The sequence below is a fragment of the Synechococcus sp. W55.1 genome (assembly GCF_047461655.1).
GTDB lineage: Bacteria > Cyanobacteriota > Cyanobacteriia > Thermostichales > Thermostichaceae > Thermostichus.
Map to the genome: position 1 here is coordinate 135,326 of NZ_JANSHN010000003.1, position 15,258 is coordinate 150,583.

The 15,258-nt window shown below is 58.4% G+C and carries 16 protein-coding genes and 1 other RNA gene; 5 read left to right on the top strand and 12 right to left on the bottom strand.

Going from position 1 to position 15,258, the window contains the following annotated elements:
• Nucleotides 1-135: 135 nt before the first annotated feature.
• Nucleotides 136-2,106: a serine/threonine protein kinase gene (locus NW816_RS02785; RefSeq protein WP_414408174.1), complete on the top strand. Its 1,971-nt coding sequence runs from the start codon at nucleotides 136-138 to the stop codon at nucleotides 2,104-2,106.
• A gap of 207 nt (nucleotides 2,107-2,313) precedes the next feature.
• Here the strand turns inward: NW816_RS02785 and ssrS are convergent.
• Nucleotides 2,314-2,501, bottom strand: a non-coding RNA gene (gene ssrS, locus NW816_RS02790) — 6S RNA.
• Nucleotides 2,502-2,586: 85 nt separating this feature from the next.
• On the opposite strand from ssrS, the gene NW816_RS02795 reads away from it, so the two are divergent.
• Nucleotides 2,587-3,111, top strand: coding sequence for a YIP1 family protein (locus NW816_RS02795; RefSeq protein ID WP_414356283.1), 525 nt, complete (start codon nucleotides 2,587-2,589; stop codon nucleotides 3,109-3,111).
• A gap of 262 nt (nucleotides 3,112-3,373) precedes the next feature.
• Here the strand turns inward: NW816_RS02795 and NW816_RS02800 are convergent, their stop codons facing one another.
• From NW816_RS02800 to NW816_RS02815, 4 genes are all read right to left on the bottom strand, one after another.
• The gene (locus NW816_RS02800; protein ID WP_011434056.1) at nucleotides 3,374-3,601 is read right to left on the bottom strand and encodes an indolepyruvate ferredoxin oxidoreductase subunit alpha; all 228 of its coding nucleotides are present in this window, start codon (nucleotides 3,599-3,601) and stop codon (nucleotides 3,374-3,376) included.
• Nucleotides 3,602-3,996: 395 nt separating this feature from the next.
• Nucleotides 3,997-4,641 (bottom strand): rod shape-determining protein MreD, encoded by a 645-nt coding sequence (mreD, locus tag NW816_RS02805; RefSeq protein WP_414356284.1) that lies wholly within the window; start codon nucleotides 4,639-4,641, stop codon nucleotides 3,997-3,999.
• Nucleotides 4,619-5,371 (bottom strand): rod shape-determining protein MreC, encoded by a 753-nt coding sequence (gene mreC / locus NW816_RS02810; RefSeq protein WP_011434053.1) that lies wholly within the window; start codon nucleotides 5,369-5,371, stop codon nucleotides 4,619-4,621. Before mreC ends, mreD begins: the two co-directional genes overlap by 23 nt.
• A gap of 67 nt (nucleotides 5,372-5,438) precedes the next feature.
• Complete coding sequence (locus tag NW816_RS02815; protein ID WP_414356309.1) at nucleotides 5,439-6,467, bottom strand: rod shape-determining protein; 1,029 nt, start codon at nucleotides 6,465-6,467, stop codon at nucleotides 5,439-5,441.
• Nucleotides 6,468-6,660: 193 nt separating this feature from the next.
• Between NW816_RS02815 and NW816_RS02820 the strand changes: the two genes are divergently transcribed.
• The 3 genes from NW816_RS02820 to NW816_RS02830 all read left to right on the top strand — a co-directional run bounded on the left by NW816_RS02820 (nucleotide 6,661) and on the right by NW816_RS02830 (nucleotide 8,261).
• Nucleotides 6,661-7,041 (top strand): Rid family hydrolase, encoded by a 381-nt coding sequence (locus tag NW816_RS02820; RefSeq protein WP_414356286.1) that lies wholly within the window; start codon nucleotides 6,661-6,663, stop codon nucleotides 7,039-7,041.
• 78 nt (nucleotides 7,042-7,119) lie between these two features.
• Nucleotides 7,120-7,782: an isochorismatase family protein gene (locus NW816_RS02825; protein ID WP_414356287.1), complete on the top strand. Its 663-nt coding sequence runs from the start codon at nucleotides 7,120-7,122 to the stop codon at nucleotides 7,780-7,782.
• Between the two features lie 53 nt (nucleotides 7,783-7,835).
• Nucleotides 7,836-8,261 carry a VOC family protein gene (locus tag NW816_RS02830; protein ID WP_414408175.1) on the top strand — a complete coding sequence of 142 codons (426 nt, stop codon included), beginning with the start codon at nucleotides 7,836-7,838 and terminating at the stop codon, nucleotides 8,259-8,261.
• Here NW816_RS02830 and NW816_RS02835 read toward each other — a convergent pair.
• From NW816_RS02835 to NW816_RS02865, 7 genes are all read right to left on the bottom strand, one after another.
• The gene (locus tag NW816_RS02835; protein ID WP_414373469.1) at nucleotides 8,258-8,851 is read right to left on the bottom strand and encodes an SAM-dependent methyltransferase; all 594 of its coding nucleotides are present in this window, start codon (nucleotides 8,849-8,851) and stop codon (nucleotides 8,258-8,260) included. The two genes, NW816_RS02830 and NW816_RS02835, sit on opposite strands and share 4 nt — an antisense overlap.
• A gap of 133 nt (nucleotides 8,852-8,984) precedes the next feature.
• A complete protein-coding gene (locus tag NW816_RS02840) occupies nucleotides 8,985-9,866 on the bottom strand; it encodes an RNA polymerase sigma factor SigF (RefSeq protein WP_414408176.1) in 882 nt (293 codons plus the stop codon).
• Nucleotides 9,867-10,485: 619 nt separating this feature from the next.
• Nucleotides 10,486-11,661 carry a tetratricopeptide repeat protein gene (locus tag NW816_RS02845; RefSeq protein WP_414356293.1) on the bottom strand — a complete coding sequence of 392 codons (1,176 nt, stop codon included), beginning with the start codon at nucleotides 11,659-11,661 and terminating at the stop codon, nucleotides 10,486-10,488.
• A 24-nt stretch (nucleotides 11,662-11,685) separates the two neighbouring features.
• On the bottom strand, nucleotides 11,686-11,991 hold the full coding sequence (locus NW816_RS02850; RefSeq protein WP_414408177.1) for a hypothetical protein: 306 nt from the start codon (nucleotides 11,989-11,991) through the stop codon (nucleotides 11,686-11,688).
• Between the two features lie 31 nt (nucleotides 11,992-12,022).
• The gene (locus NW816_RS02855) at nucleotides 12,023-12,823 is read right to left on the bottom strand and encodes a hypothetical protein (RefSeq protein ID WP_414408178.1); all 801 of its coding nucleotides are present in this window, start codon (nucleotides 12,821-12,823) and stop codon (nucleotides 12,023-12,025) included.
• A gap of 110 nt (nucleotides 12,824-12,933) precedes the next feature.
• Complete coding sequence (gene hisD, locus NW816_RS02860; RefSeq protein ID WP_414408179.1) at nucleotides 12,934-14,247, bottom strand: histidinol dehydrogenase; 1,314 nt, start codon at nucleotides 14,245-14,247, stop codon at nucleotides 12,934-12,936.
• A 247-nt stretch (nucleotides 14,248-14,494) separates the two neighbouring features.
• Nucleotides 14,495-15,238, bottom strand: a complete 744-nt coding sequence (locus tag NW816_RS02865; protein ID WP_414408180.1) for a roadblock/LC7 domain-containing protein — start codon at nucleotides 15,236-15,238, stop codon at nucleotides 14,495-14,497.
• Between the last annotated feature and the right edge of the window lie 20 nt (nucleotides 15,239-15,258).

Sequence of the window (15,258 nt, forward strand, 5' to 3'; positions counted from 1 at the left end):
ATCCTAGCGGGATCCCTGGCTTTTGGGGTGGAAAAGGGGTCGCAATGGCAGCGGATCCCTCACAAGCAGGTTCTAGGCCCATAAGCTGAATAGAATCAAATCATAGGTAAACTCCCCAGCTGGCCACCCTCCTCCATGAACCAGCGCCTGATTGGACAACTGATTGGCAACCGCTACCGGCTGACCCGCCACATCAGCGAGGGTGGCTACGGCAATGTGTTCGAGGCGGTGGATACCCAGCTCAATGACGAGCTGGTGGCCGTCAAGTTGTTGCGCCCGCCGCCCCCGGACATGGGCCCAGAGTACTACCAGCAACTGCAGCAACGCTTCATGGATGAGGCCAGGGTCAGCGCTCTGTTGGGCGAGCACCCCAACATCGTGCAGGTGCGCTCTTACGGCCTGTACCAAAACCAGCCCTATCTGGTGATGGAGTACCTGAATGCCAAACCCTACAGCGGCCAGGGGTTGGACTATGTGCTGGCTCGGGAAGGCCCCTTGCACCCAGAGCGAGTGGTGAACTTGGCTCTGCAAATTTGCTCTGCCCTGCACCACGCCCACAACTTTCAGATGGATCTGGGCAAGCACTCCATTCGCGGCGTCATCCACCGCGACATTAAACCCAGCAACATCTTTGTGCAGAAAGGGCCCGATGGGAAAGATCGGGTCAAGATCCTGGACTTCGGCATTTCCAAGCTCATGGGGGAGACCTCTCGTGGCCTGACGCAGACGGGCTATTTTTTGGGCACGATGGTCTATGCCTCGCCCGAGCAAATGCGCGGAGAAAAGCTGGATGGCCGCTCCGACATCTATTCCCTGGGGGTGGTGCTGTACGAGCTGTTAACTGGTGCGTTGCCCTTCGAGCCGGATACCGACACCTTGCAAGGCTGGTACCACGTCCACAACTTTCAAAAGCCCCGCCCCTTCCAAGACCACAAGCTAGCCCACCCCATCCCCGCTGCCCTGGAGAAGGTTGTCCTCCAGTGCCTAGAGAAAGACCCTGCCCTCCGCCCGGCCAACATGGAAGTGCTCGGCCAGCAGCTACAGGCTGTCTATGGAAACAAGATCGCCCCTCCTGCCCCGTTCGTCCCCTCAAATTCCTCTCGTTCACCTCAAGGTGTTCGCCCCCCGCGGATCCCGACCGGATTTGGCCAGCCGACTTCCCAACAGCCCCGAACTGCCCCAGTTGAGGAAGAAAAGCTCCAGCAGGCGGTCAGTCTGATCGAGGCAGGCGAGTACAAGATGGCCGTCCATTTGCTCAACGAGCTGATCCAGAGCGCCCCCAACGAAGCCCGCTACTATCTCTACCGCGGTCTGGCCCACCAACGACAGGGGCATTGGGGCCTTGCCCAGATGGACTATCAAGGGGTGCTGCGGCTGGAACCGGGTAACCCTTCAGCGGAACAGGGGCTGCGCGAGGTGGAACAGAAGGTTGGGCAGGAACATGTCAACAGCAAGTCCGGCTCTCATCTGTTGGATGCACCCCTGAATGCACCCCGCCTGGGCAAAGGGTCGGCGTTGAGTTGGCTCTTGGCCAATTTGGGGGCGGCTGGGATCGGCTACCTGGGGTTGGGGGCATTGGCTCCTCTGCTGGCGGCTTTGGGATCATTACAAGGGGCGGTGGCTGGAGCCGGCCTTGGCTTCCTGATGGGGCTGCTACAGTGGCTGGTGTTGCGGCGGCAGGTTTCTGTGGGATGGGTGGCTGCAACTTTGCTGGCCACGGCTTTGGGTTGGGTGGCAGCGGATTTCCTCGCTCCCCAGGTGGGGGTGGCAACCTCTGCTTTTAACCCGACGGATCCCTGGCTCCAAAATGTCTTGCAGGCAATGGGAGATGCGCTGCGCGGTTTGCTGGTGGGGGTCGGCGTTGGTGGGCTGCAATGGGCCTTGTGGTCTCAGCGCTGGAAAGGTAGCCGGGCTTGGATCTTGGCGGCAGTTGCCGAAGGGGCAGGATCGGCTCTGTTGATGGGTTGGCTGCTGGACAATACTACCTTGAACAGTTGGCTGCTGCTGATCGTGGGGCTACTGGCCAACACGCGCCCCCTTAGCGCAATGGTGCTTTTGAATTTGCGCCGGATCCCTCCTGTTCAAAGTCAACAACAAGCCTCTTAGGCCCCAGGGATCCCGTTCCGAAAAACAACCGCAGTTCGACAGTCCCTTTGACTCTCTCTAGGAAAGAGGGGAGCCAGGAATTGAAATAGATCATCATGGTACTGGATCCACCTGGCTATGGGCAATTTGGCTTGGGATCCCGTAAAGCAATGGCAATTCAACTGCAACATTCAAGCAACAAAAAGGCCCCCTTTCGAGGGCTCTTTTGAGGATACTGTTGCGCCGTTTTACCGTGGTTTTCGACCTGGAAAATCCAGTGTAGGATACCGGGGATGATTGTTGATAGTTTCCAAATCTAAGTTTGGCTTACTGCTCTCACATCCACTTCCCATCCTAATTGTCGAAGGGTATAGATCGCAAAAACATAACGGCAGTCACCAACGCCGCAGAATCCTTTTCCAATCATACCCCATTTTTGGGATGTGCCTGTCAAGTGCTCATAAGGGCTAGGATGAAAGATAGCTTGACTTGTTGCCGGCCATGCTCGGTTCCTGGTTAGACAACATCTATGGCGCTTGGTTTCTGCCGGAGCGCACTTTTCGGGCACTGCGGGAACAGCCCGTTCTCTGGCAAGCCTTTGGGGTGGTGGGGCTGCTTAACGTCCTAGAGGCGATTCGCCGCTCTGGGGCAAGCCTGCCGAGCATGGTGCTGGCAGTACTGATGGGATCCCTGGGCTGGGTGAGTTTGGCGGCTTTGCTGCAGTTGCTGGCCTTCTGTTTAGGTCGGGCTGCCCCTTCCTTTTCGGCGCTGCTGTGCTTGACGGGGTTTGCCGGCTTGCCGTGGCTGCTGCTGGGGCCTGCTCAATCGTTGGGTGGGGTACTGGGATCCCTGCTGGGCCTTGCAGCGCTGCTGTGGTTTGTGGTTTGGCAGGTGCGGGCGGTAGCTGTAGCGCTGGATTTGGAGTGGTGGCGCCTGGTGGGCCTGATCCCATTGGCTTTCCTAGGGGGGATCCTGTCCCTGAGCTGGCTGACCAGCGGCGTCGTTGCTCTGGCTTCCTTGCGCTAAAGCTTATAGTTGTTTCAGGTTAGGGTGAGACGCCTGGGCTACCAAGAAAAGCCTTCTGGTTCTGCGTATTGTTGCTCCGCAACGCTATTGCTATGCCTACGGCACCCTGACGGGAACCGCAACGCTATCGCTCCGCAACGCTGACACGACGACGCGAAGACGCGACTAACGTTCTAGGTGTGGGTGCAGCGTCCTGGTTGGAATTGAAATGATTGTAATTCTCGTTGAATCCCGGCGTGTGGCCAGGGATGCTTCCCCGGAATTAGCGGGGCACTCGCTGCAGATGCGGCTTTTCCTCCGGCAGAATAGCGCCCTCTACGGGGCAGACCTGTAAACAGATGCCACAGTCAATGCAGGTGGAAAACTCAATCCAAAAGTAGTCGGTGCCTTTGGCATTTTTGGTATCGCCGGGGTGGATGCAGGCGACGGGGCAAGCCTCTACACAGTCGGCCACACCTTCACAGATATCGGTGACAATTGTATGCGGCATGAATCCCTCCCAATGAACGCTCTAAGTCAAATCCTAAGTGCAGTTGCCACAAGGTCAGCCTTTACGTCGCCTGCGCTTCCTATGCTGTTGACTTTTTGATTAGAATGCGCGATATTTGCCCGAAGCTGCCTGAAAAAGATGGGACTTATATCTCAGTTCTAGGGTTCATTTTAGGCCAAAATTGCTCCCCAACGAAGAGTTTTCCGGATTGTCGCTTTTTCTGACTTTGTCTGGGGCCTCTCAGCACAGCGCCAACATGTGGGAGGTCAGAGACAGTCGGCAAACCGGCTCCCGCCGCCTCGAGAGTTCTTTCTTGCCAAAAATGCCAAGGGACATACTCTGCTTTGGCCTAAGTTTTAACCGAAAGGTAGGATGATTTGCCACAAAACCAAAGGCTAAACCTCTCTGGGATCCCGCTCTTGAGATTGCCACCAACGGCTGAGGGGCCAGTACAAAGCAGGTGCCCAGAGGCTACTTAAAATAGCAGACGTGAGGGCATTGCGTTGATGGTTCCACCAGATGCTCTCCAGAGAACGCGAACCGTCGCCGCCGATGCTGCCGAAAGAGTGAAGGGAGTTCCCCAATCCATCCAGCAAAGTTTGCATTCCCGCCGGATCCAGGCCCTCGGATCCCTGGGAGGCGGCAAGCCACATCCACTGCAGCGCCATCAGGGTTTCGGCAATCACCACCATACCAAAAACGATCAAGGCCACCGAGATGAAGTCTTCTTGCATGTAGCGTTGTTTTTGCAGCTTGGCGGTGAGGATCCCGACTACGGCCAGCCCCAGCGCATGGGTAGGACAAGGGCTGGTCAGCGCATCTTGCAGAAAACCCAGGGTGACCCCGGCAACAGCTCCCTGCCAAGCTTTACGCCGCACACTCCAGCACACCACCCAGATCAAGGGCCAATCTGGGGTTAAGCCTGCCAGCTCCAAGCCCGGCCCGCGCCACCAAGGGGCCACTGCTGCCAGCAATCCTGATAGGGCAGTCACCACCCAGTTGAGGTGAGACTTGAGCTTAAGAATCAGAGGGTTGAGCATAGCGGTAGATCAAGGCCCATTCCAAGAGGCCCAGCGGCGCCGACAGTTCGACAGTGGCTTGGGGGGCAGGGCTGGCATCCAAGTTGACCGCTCGAACCGTTCCCACCACCACCCCGGCTGGGTAAAAGCTGCTCAGGCCCGAGGTCACCACCACATCCCCCACCTCTACTTTGGGAGCCTTGTCGAAAAAATCCAAAATGGCGCTCTGGGTGCCCGTACCCCTCAGGATGCCCATGTGTCGGCTGCGACTCAACATCACCCCAACACGGCTGGTGGGATCGCTGATCAGGAGCACTCGGCTGGTGTTGGGCGTGACCGACTCAACTCGCCCGATCAACCCGCCCGGCGCCATGACTACATCTCCCACCCTGACTCCATGCCGGCTGCCGCGGCTGAGGGTGAGCTGTTGCCACCAGTGATCGGCGCTGCGACCCACCACTGCTGCTGGGATCCCCGCTTGGGGCATTTGCTCGGTAAATTGCAGCAGCCGCTTCAGCTCGCGGTTTTGGTACTGCAACTCGGCTACCAGGGCTTGCAGCTCACGGTTAGCGGCCTGGCTGAGCACCGCAGCGGGATCCACAGGCGGACGGGCTGGAGCAGTGATCCAACTGTACAATTCCACCAATAGGGATCCCTGGGTTTGGCGCAAGCCCAATGCTACCCCCATCGCCAAAGCAGACAGGAGTAACCCCAAGCCGTAGCGCCTCCACCATTGGCGTAGCCGATTCAAGCAATACCTCTCCGACCCACTCGACTCACACCTCAAATCAGGAAATCAGGGAGAGGGAGAAGCGCCTCTAGCCCTTGAAGCTGCCGCTCAACACTCGACCCAAGGTTTTGAAATCCTCCAGAACTCGCCCTGTACCCAGCACCACACAACTGAGGGGATCCGGAGCAATGTGAACCAAGATCCCGGTTTCATGGCTGATCAGGGCATCCAGACCCTTGAGCAAGGCTCCTCCGCCGGCCAGCATGATGCCGCGGTCGATAATGTCGGCAGCCAATTCCGGTGGAGTGCGCTCCAGGGTGCGCTTAATGGCTTCCACAATCACCGAGAGGGGCTCGGCCATGCTCTCGCGGATTTCGGTGCTTTTCACCGTAACGGTACGGGGTAAACCGGAGAGCAGGTGTAACCCGCGCACCTCCATGGTCAGTTCCTCTTGAATCGGGTAGGCAGAACCGATCTGAATCTTGATCTCTTCGGCAGTGCGCTCCCCGATGGTGAGGTTGTGGACTTTTTTCATGTACTGGGCGATGGCCTCGCTCAGTTCATCTCCCGCTACCCGCACCGACTCGCTCAGCACGATCCCCTGCAAGCTAAGGACGGCTACCTCAGTGGTGCCGCCGCCGATGTCGATGATCATGTTCCCGGTGGGCTCTTGCACCGGCAGCCCGGCCCCAATGGCTGCTGCCACCGGCTCATCCACCAAATACACCTCCCGCGACCCGGCCTGGAGAGCGGCTTCCATCACAGCCCGTCGCTCCACTCCGGTCACGCCGCTGGGGATCCCAATCACAATGCGCGGAGCAATGAGGTACCGGCCCTCGTGTACGCGGTGGATGAAGTGTTTTAGCATCATCTCCGCCGTGTCGAAGTCGGCAATCACCCCATCTCGCAGAGGACGCACCGCCACGATGTTGCCTGGGGTACGGCCCAACATTTTTTTGGCATCTTCCCCCACAGCCAGGGGTTGCTTGGTGTTTTGGTCGATGGCAACCACAGAGGGCTCTTGCAGGACAATGCCTCGCCCGGCCACGTAGACCAGCGTGTTGGCAGTGCCCAAATCAATGCCCATATCACGGGAAAATCGGCTGAAGAACCCCACGGTAAGTCGCTCCAGTCTTGACTTGGGAAGAAGCAGCAAGCTTCGGTACCTACTATAGTCTAGTTCTGCTAGAGAATCTCCCCCGAAGATCGGGAATCTGCTCCAGAGAAACCGGCTGTAGCTGTATCCCAGCCAACTGTGGAAGATTAAATTCGCCGCTAAGGTGCAATCCTGTTGTGATTCGGGATCCCATATGCCTAAGGTTGCCATTGCTCCAGCCGGATATCCGGCCATCGCCCCCTATTCTCCCGGCGTGAAGGTGGGCAATACCCTCTACATCTCGGGCACATTGGCCCTAGATCCGGAGGGCAAGACGGTGGGATCCGACATCGCCACCCAAACTCGCGTGGTGTTGGATCTGATTAAAAGCGTCGTTACAGAAGCAGGAGGAACGATGGAGGACATCGTCTTCTGCAGCGTTTTCTTGACCGACTACGCCAACTATGCGGGCATGAACGCCGTATACAAAGAGTATTTTCCGGGGGTATTACCGGCTCGATTTGTGGTGAAAGCAGACTTGGTACGTCCTGATCTGCTGGTGGAAATTGCTGCCGTGGCCCACATTGGGGCTTGAGGATTTGAGTCTATTTGGAGATTTTCAATGCCGACTCCTATTGTGATCCCCAGTCGCCCGGATCCGGTTACCTTTCAGTTGGAAGAAACCGCCTTGATCGTGGTGGACATGCAAAATGCCTACGCCAGCAGGGGCGGGTATGTGGACCTTTTGGGTAGTGATCTCGGCGAAGCGCCGGCGGTCATTCAGGTTATCGCCCGTGTGCTGGAAGCGGTTCGCCCTTTACAAATGCCGATCATCTTTACTCAAAATGGCTGGGATCCCCAACTTGAGGAGGCAGGTGGTCCCGGCTCCCCCAATTGGTACAAATCCAACGCCCTGAAGTTGATGCGCCAACGGCCCGAGTTGTCAGGAAAATTATTGATTAAGGGCACGTGGGACTATGATTTTGTTGAGGCATTAAGACCTCTCCCTGGAGAAATCGTTCTCCAGAAAACTCGCTACAGTGCTTTCGCCGGAACTCATTTTGATATGCTGCTGCGGCAGCGGCGGATTCGCAATCTCGTGTTTACAGGCATTGCCACCAATGTCTGTGTGGAATCCACCATCCGAGAAGCTTTTCACCGCGAATATTTCTGTTTGCTGCTATCTGATTCCACCCTGCAGGTGGGGCCGCCCCTGCTCAAGGAGGCCGCCTTAGCCAATATTGAGAAGTTTTTTGGCTGGGTTTGTAGCAGCGATGAGTTTCTCCAGGCTTTGCAAGCTGCTGTGCCGACACGGGTTGGTGCAAAGACTGCATAAGGGGGTTCTTCGACGTGGAGCATTGAGGAACTAAGATAAAGCAACTCGGTCTTTTGGCGGTTGCGATGCAGCTCTCCGGCGCCTTGGTCAGCGTGGCTACCCCAGACTTGCCCCGTCTGCAGCGCTTCTATCGGGCTCTCTTGGGGATCCCTCCCCAAGTCCAGCTTCCAACAGAGGGGGATCCGGTGTACGTGGAGTTTCGTCTGCCGGGGTTGCGGCTGGGCCTTTATCGCAGCCGTCATCTCGATTGTGGTGCCCAAACCGAAGCGGTGAGCCTCTGCCTACAGGTGCAGGATTTACAGGGATCCCTGACAACACTGGAGGGGTTGGCGGAAGCTTATCAGATCTCCATTTCCCCTCTGCGACAAGCCTTTCACGGACAGGAGGTGGATTTTCGGGATCCCGATGGCAACCGGATTGTACTGCACCAGCCTTCTGCTGCTTTTGGGGAAGCGACAGCCTGGGATCCCCAGGGTTAGATCCGCCAAAGGTAGATGGTGTAGGTGTTGATGACATCCGATACGGTGGTGGTGGCGGTGGGGGGCCAATCCCCCATGTCGAAGGAGTGGGTGACCAGACGAGCGCCGGGCCGAAGCTGGGAGCGCAACTTGTCTCGGATCAGCAGGTGGGAGCTGGGCAGCAAATAACAACTCACCACCGTCGCCGGGGTTAAGTCCAGAGTGAGCAGATCCTGCTGGAGAAAGGTGACTCGATCCTGAACTTGGGCTTCTTGGGCCCGCTGTTGGGCTTCCAGGATGCGCTCCGGGTCGATATCCACCCCCACGCCCCGCGTGCCAAAGCGCTGTGCCGCCCGGATGAGAATGCGGCCATCCCCACAGCCCAAGTCGTACAGAGTATCCTCGCTCCCCACCTGGGCCAAATCCAGCATGGCATCCACAACCAAGGGCAAGGTGCGCACATAGGGGGCTAAGCGGATTCCCTCTGGACTTTGCCGGTTGGACTGGCGTTGGAAGAAGGGATCCCTGACCACCGAGTTCTGACCGAGCTTAGGCTTGAAACCGCGGGGTGCCAAGGGTCGATCCCGAGAAGAGCGGTTTTTTCTATTCATCAAATACTCTCGTCCATGTTTCCATCAGTCTATCAATCTGTTGCGGTACAGAGCCCTCGCTGTTCTACAGGGTGGAAAGCCACCGCCAGTTGCGTCGGTTCCAGCGTCTCGAAAAATATTCTGATTCAACAACTTAAAAAATATCTTGATTCAACAACTTGGCCAGACGTTCCAGCCCCTTTTTGACTTGGCGGGAAACGGTAACGGCGCTGATCCCCAGCCGCTCTGCCGTTTCTTTTTGGGTGAGGTCGTAGAAGAAGACAAATTCCAAAATCTTGCGGGTGCGTTCCTCCAGCTTGGCCAAGGCATGCTGTAGGCGAATGCGGTCTTCTTCGGCCAGTTGAAAACTGCGGTAGCGCTGATCCGGAACGACCTCCCCCAAAGCGACGCTGTCTTCCTCGGTTTGAATCGGGGCATCCAGGCTGAGCAAAAGGCTGTTTTGTTGAGCCAGTTCCAGCTCTCGCCATTCCTGCTCCGTCAGTTGTAGGGCTTCTCTCACCTCGGCCTCAGAGGGAGAACGGCCCAACTCTTGCCGCAGACGGGCAATCACCTTCTTGGCTTGTCGTTGCAGAGTTGTCCAGCGGCGTGGGATCCGCATGGTGGGGCTCTTGTCTCGCAGGTAATGTTGAATTTCTCCGCGAATGTAGGGCATGGCAAAGGAGCTGAAAGCCAGCCCACGGGTAATATCAAACCGTTCGATGGCCTGAATCAAACCCAAGCAGCCAACTTGGACCAGGTCATCGTACCCCTCATTGCACTGGTTGCGCCAGTGATGGGCTTCTTTGCGCACCAAGCCCATGTTTATTTCCACCAGTCGATTGCGCAGGGCCGGATCCCGATTCTGGTGGTACAGCCGCAACAGTTCGGCGGTTCGGGCTTTAACATCCTCATGAGATGCCATAGATCCACATGCGGCTGGGAATCCGGTCTTGGCCAAAGGCAATGGAGTGGAGGCCGCCGGTCGCCTCGGTGAGACGGAGTTCTTGGGAGAGATCAGGCGAGGGGCCGTTATCATAGAGAACCACTTTACCGATTTGCCGAAAATAACTGTAGAACCAGCACTTAAGGAACTGGAAAACCATTCAAAGGCTGAGGATCCCACGCATAATCAACACCTATCCAGTCCAAATAGACGCTTTTGCCCAGCCGAACCGACCTGGCATGCGCAAGCTATAGGGCTACAGAGATGGTGTCAGAAGCACGACTGGACACTGTTGAGATCCGCCAAAAGCTAGAACGTTCTTAGTTTGACCAGGTTTCTGGGCCCAAGCAACAGCATCTCCACGGAAAATCGGCGGGTTTCCTCGGCAAAAGAGCGCAATTTCCCTGTCAGGCCCGATTGAATTGCCCGATTTCTGTTGCTGGCGTGCTCTCATGGACTGGTTCATGATTTGGGATTGGCCGTGAGATCGCCTGCGCATTCTGATCCCCCCTCTCCCAGAGAGAGAAGGGCTGGGATGTTTTTGGGGTCTCAATGCAGCACTTGACCCACTGCGGTCGTCTGAGCGCTCTACCCACAGCTTGTGGGGAAGTCGCGCCTGTGGAGATTTCTCTGACAGGTTGGTAGCCAAGACTACCGTTAGTGATGACTTGTGACGCAGGTCGCTTTGACGTTGAGCAAAGGTTAGCGTTGCCTAGCCCTGTGTAAGCCTTTCAGAGCGGTTCTTGAGGGGTTCCGTGCCGGCGAGAGCTACCAAAAACGACGCAAAACTCGGCTCCTCGCGAATGGGGTGGAAATAGGGTTCAGAGGAGAGCAAGGGGCGGTAGCGCTCCGGCTCCAGGCGTAGGGCTTGCTCCAGGGCTTGTAGGGCCTGAGGCACTTGGCCTTCCCAGGCGCAGCAGCAGGCTTTGGCGTAGTGAGCCTCGGCATTGTCGGGATCCATCTGCAGGGCCCGATCAAAACTCTGGATGGCCAGCTCGTAGAGGTTCAAGTCCATCAGAACCAGGCCGCGCTGCACCCAGATCTGAGGGCGTTTGGGATCTTGCGCCAGGGCACGGTCGTAGCTGTTGAGGGCCTCCATCGGGTTGCCGAGGCGGTGGTGGGCAAGGGCGTGGCCGGCCCAGAGAGAGACAGATTCGGATCCCAGTTGCAGGGCTCGTTCGTAGCTGGCCAGAGCATCGGCGTAGCGCTCTAGGTGAAACAGAGCCAGCCCCCGACTCTGCCAAACTTGAGCATCGACGGGGTTGATGGCGAGGGCTTTGTCGTAGCTGATCAAGGATCCCTGCCACCGCCCCAGAGAGGCTAAGGTTAGCCCGTGCAGGTACCACGTTTCCGGGCTATCGGGGCTGAGAGCAAGAGCGCGCTCGTAGGCGCGTAGGGCTTCTTCGTAGCGGCCCAATTGCCGCAGCGTGTTGGCCTGGTTAAAGCGGGCCTCAAAAAAATCCGGCTTCAGTTGCAGAGCCCGCTCATAGCTGGCCAGAGCTTCCTGATGGCGACCGAGATCGTCCAGCAGAGAACCACGGTTGTTCCAGGCTTCGGGGAAATCCGGCTTCAGCTCCAGGGCGCGGTCGTAGCTGGCGAGGGCAGCTTGGGCTTGCCCCAGGTGGTCGAGGGTGGTGGCGCGGTTGTACCAGGCAATGGGATCCTGCGGCTGATCTCCCAGCGCCTGCTCGAACGGCTCCAGTTGAGCCGCTTGTTCCGCCGAAAGAGCCGATGGGTCAACCGCCGGGACGGGCGAAACGGTTGTCGATTCTGGGGAAGCAGCACGCTTCTGCCGCCGCAGCCACCAGGCCCAACCCCCGGCCAAAAGCAACAGGCCCACCCCCAGCACCAGCACGCCCAAGTCGGTCGGGGCAATCGCAAACGGCATGATCCACTGCCTCTCTTCGCGCCTTTACATCATCACCAAAAAGGGCAAGGGATCGCTCGGCCCTGCCGGCGAGATCAGCTCAATGCGCTTCTCACCGGGGTAGGTGCTGGGATCGATCTCGAAGGTAACCGTCAGGTGCTCGGCACTGGCCTGCACCGGCTCTCGGGATCGCCCCAAGGGATCCCCAAAGCTGACCCGGATCCCTTTGCCCGCCGGGCTGACCCGGATCTCCGTCACCTGATCCAGATGGGATCCCTCTAGGGTACAGACGATCACATCCCCGACAAAGGCCTCCAGAGGCCAGCCCCGCCGCACTATCGGTTTGGACATGGTGTTACTCCCACAGGCTTCTGCATTCTGTTTAATTTTCCCCTCCTTGCCCCAGCCCAAAACGGCCCTGGTGGCAGAGGGGCTCTCCCCCCTTGGGCAGGATCTCTTGCCACCCCTCCACAGAAGAGGGAGTTGGGGAAAGGGCAACGGCAGGCGCTCGCAGCAACACCTGGTGGTCTGGGCCCACGCTCACCAAGCGGGGCATCTCTCCAAGACTATCGGCCACCGCAAACAGCACCCGCTCTCGGGCCTGGGGATCCCAGCCCAGCAGCTCAGCATACCCCAGCGCCGGCGGCGGATCCCAGATTTGCACCGGTGGGATCCCTGTCGAGCCGGTGGGCAAGGGCCAGACCACCGCCCGATCCCAGCTCAAATCGGTTTGGAACCAGCCTTCGTACTCCCGCGCCAGCAAAGTGTTCCCCTGCCAGGCCAAAGGCAGGATCATGGCAAAATCCAATGGCTCGGCAGGGTCGTACACAGACGCCGAGGCTTGATAAACGACTTGCAGGGCTTGAGTACGGGTGTTCTCGGCAAACAACACACTGGTCAACCGACCAGCCTCGGGTGTAGCCACCAAATCCAGCCGTGTGTACACCTGCCACTGGGGATCTGGCGCCGGCAGGGGATCGCTGCGCAACAGGCCAACCACCGTGCATTGCCGTTGCCGGGCTTGCTCCTGCAACCCATACACCCAATCCCAAGGGATAGAAACAGCAGAAGAAGAACTCCGTTGCACCGACAGAGCGGCATCCTGTTCGCGACAGCAGTGGGGAGAAGGGATCCTGCCGGAGGAAGACACTGCCGGATTCGCCAGCAACAGAGCCCAGCTCATCCCAACTGCCGCAAGCCCCCACTGCCCCTTTCGCCTGACCCAACCCGTCATCCTGCCCTCCGGTACGCGACCACGGCTGTAAGGCTTGAGACAAGGCTTTTGCAAACCCTCTAGCCGCCTTCTGCCAACCGCACCTGCACCGACTGGCCATGGGCAGGCAACCCCTCCGCCTGGGCGAGGGCCTGAATTGCGCTGGCCACCTCCCGCAAAGCCGCTGAGCCGTATTGAATCAGACTGGAATGCTTTAGGAAAGTTTCTACCCCCAGAGCCGAGGCGTAGCGGGCTGCGCCTGCCGTAGGCAGGGTATGGTTGGGGCCGGCCAGGTAATCTCCCACCGCCTCTGGGGTATGGTGGCCCAAGAAAATGGCCCCCGCATGGCGAATGGGATCCAGCAAAGCCCAGGGATCTGCCACCTGCAATTCCAAATGTTCTGGCGCAAACAGGTTGGACAAAGCCACCGCCGCCGTCAGATCCGGCACCACCGCAATCAGCCCGTAATTCACCACCGACTTTTCCACCATCAGACGGTTGGGATGGGCCTCCATCTGGGTGGCCACCGCCTGCTGCACCTGCTGGGCCAGCTGGAGATCGGTGGTCAGAAGGATGGCCGCCGCCAAGGGATCGTGCTCGGCTTGGGCCAGCAAATCGGCAGCCACATAAAGGGGGTTGGCGCTCTCGTCGGCGATGATCAACACCTCCGATGGCCCGGCCAGCGAGTCGATCCCCACCGTGCCGTACACCAGCTTTTTGGCCAACGTTACGTAGATGTTGCCGGGGCCGGTGATCACGTCCACCTTGGGGATGGTCTCGGTGCCGTAGGCCAAAGCCCCTATTGCCTGAGCCCCTCCAACGCGATAGATGGTGTGGATGCCTACTTCTTGGGCGGCCACCAAAATGGCCGGGCTAATCCCCTTGCCCCCCGAGCCGTCGGATCCCGGTGGCGTCACCATCACAATCTCGGCCACCCCCGCCACCTGGGCCGGGATGGCGTTCATCAACACAGTGCTGGGGTAGGCGGCCCGCCCCCCCGGAATGTAGAGGCCGGCGCGATCCACAGGGCGGTATTGCTTGCCCAAGACGATCTCAGGGCCGGGAAAGCTTACCCAACTGCTGGGCACCCGCTGCCGGTGAAAAGCTTCAATGCGCTGCTTGGCCAGCCGTAGGGCTGAAAGCAACTGCGGAGATACCGCCTGGTAAGCTGCCTCTAGCTCGGCCCCAGACACCTTCAGCTCGGCAACGCTCAGCTCCACCTGGTCGAACTCAGCCGTATAGGTCAGCAGGGCCCGATCCCCCTGACGGCGTACCGCTTGCAGGATCTCCCGCACAGTTGCTTCGCGGTGCAGGTTCTGGTCAGCCTGAGTGCGCTCCGAGATCCGTCTGAGCTCGGCTTCAGCCTCGGCTAGCTGGGTGACGATTCTCAGCATAGCGACTCCTTCGCGTAGAGTGCCGCAACCCCATAGTAACGAGGGATCCGGCGGCATCGCGGTAGCAAAGCGGATCTTTCGCTGGGTCGGCTTGCGGCGACAAGAAGAGACATCCCCAGGCAGGGATCTTGTCTGCACCTGGCGCGATCCGGGTTGATCATGGTCATAGCTTAGCCTGGATTTTCCTCGACCAAGAGCCGGGTAGAGTTCGCCGATAGCCCTACTTAGGAAAAAGCCTGCCCCTTTTTCATAGGCCCAGTTCTGTCGATTTGATCAAGTTGCGAAAATCGTGGATTACCTCTTCACAGCGACGGAAAAAAGCCAGCACCCAATCCCGTAGCACCCTTTGCTGAGATTCGTCCAGTTCCTTGAGGGATCCCCGGTAGTGGATCTGGCCACTGCGCTCGATCTCGAACTGGTTCAGCCATTCTGCTTTGGATCCCTGGCGTTCCACCACTTCCTGCCGTGCTGCCTTCCAATAGTTGACGATCACCGCCTTGCCCAAATAGCCGGTTGTAATCTGGCAGAGACGGTTCAGAGATTGCACGAAGACATCCATCTCCATGCGCGGGCCCGCCGCAGGAGCGGAACTGGGCTGGGTAGCGTTCCGGCCTGCCTCCGCCTGGCTGGTCAATAGGCGAAAGGTGGCCAAGCCCTTTGGTGTATCCTGCTGCAGCTCGGCTCGTAGGCGGTTCACGGCCAAGGTGTAAACAGGCATCACCAGCTCGTCATTCACCGCCACCAGCAGCGCCCATTCCGGCCCAAGGGGGTAAACGAAAACCCGCTGCTCGGCAAACTGAAAGTCAAAATAGTCAAGTCCTGGGGGCATGGTCTCCAAAACTTGAAACAGCCCTTCGGTAAGGGCTTGCTGCTGTCGGCTATCCAAATCCTGAAAAGAGCGGTAGAAGAAAGGGCGACCTGCCCGACTCAAGAGCGCCACCCCCATCACCCCGCGGATGGACAAAAAACGGTCGAGCGTTTCCTTCTCCATGCCCACTCAACTTGGGTAAC

What these genes read in the sequence shown, in the direction of transcription:
- NW816_RS02855 (WP_414408178.1), bottom strand. Translation starts at nt 12,823, where the DNA reads ATGAGCTGGGCTCTGTTGCTGGCGAATCCGGCAGTGTCTTCCTCCGGC.
- NW816_RS02850 (WP_414408177.1), bottom strand. Translation starts at nt 11,991, where the DNA reads ATGTCCAAACCGATAGTGCGGCGGGGCTGGCCTCTGGAGGCCTTTGTC.
- NW816_RS02820 (WP_414356286.1), top strand. Translation starts at nt 6,661, where the DNA reads ATGCCTAAGGTTGCCATTGCTCCAGCCGGATATCCGGCCATCGCCCCC.
- NW816_RS02835 (WP_414373469.1), bottom strand. Translation starts at nt 8,851, where the DNA reads ATGAATAGAAAAAACCGCTCTTCTCGGGATCGACCCTTGGCACCCCGC.
- hisD (WP_414408179.1), bottom strand. Translation starts at nt 14,247, where the DNA reads ATGCTGAGAATCGTCACCCAGCTAGCCGAGGCTGAAGCCGAGCTCAGA.
- NW816_RS02795 (WP_414356283.1), top strand. Translation starts at nt 2,587, where the DNA reads ATGCTCGGTTCCTGGTTAGACAACATCTATGGCGCTTGGTTTCTGCCG.
- mreD (WP_414356284.1), bottom strand. Translation starts at nt 4,641, where the DNA reads ATGCTCAACCCTCTGATTCTTAAGCTCAAGTCTCACCTCAACTGGGTG.
- NW816_RS02800 (WP_011434056.1), bottom strand. Translation starts at nt 3,601, where the DNA reads ATGCCGCATACAATTGTCACCGATATCTGTGAAGGTGTGGCCGACTGT.
- NW816_RS02840 (WP_414408176.1), bottom strand. Translation starts at nt 9,866, where the DNA reads ATGATAACGGCCCCTCGCCTGATCTCTCCCAAGAACTCCGTCTCACCG.
- NW816_RS02785 (WP_414408174.1), top strand. Translation starts at nt 136, where the DNA reads ATGAACCAGCGCCTGATTGGACAACTGATTGGCAACCGCTACCGGCTG.
- NW816_RS02865 (WP_414408180.1), bottom strand. Translation starts at nt 15,238, where the DNA reads ATGGAGAAGGAAACGCTCGACCGTTTTTTGTCCATCCGCGGGGTGATG.
- NW816_RS02845 (WP_414356293.1), bottom strand. Translation starts at nt 11,661, where the DNA reads ATGCCGTTTGCGATTGCCCCGACCGACTTGGGCGTGCTGGTGCTGGGG.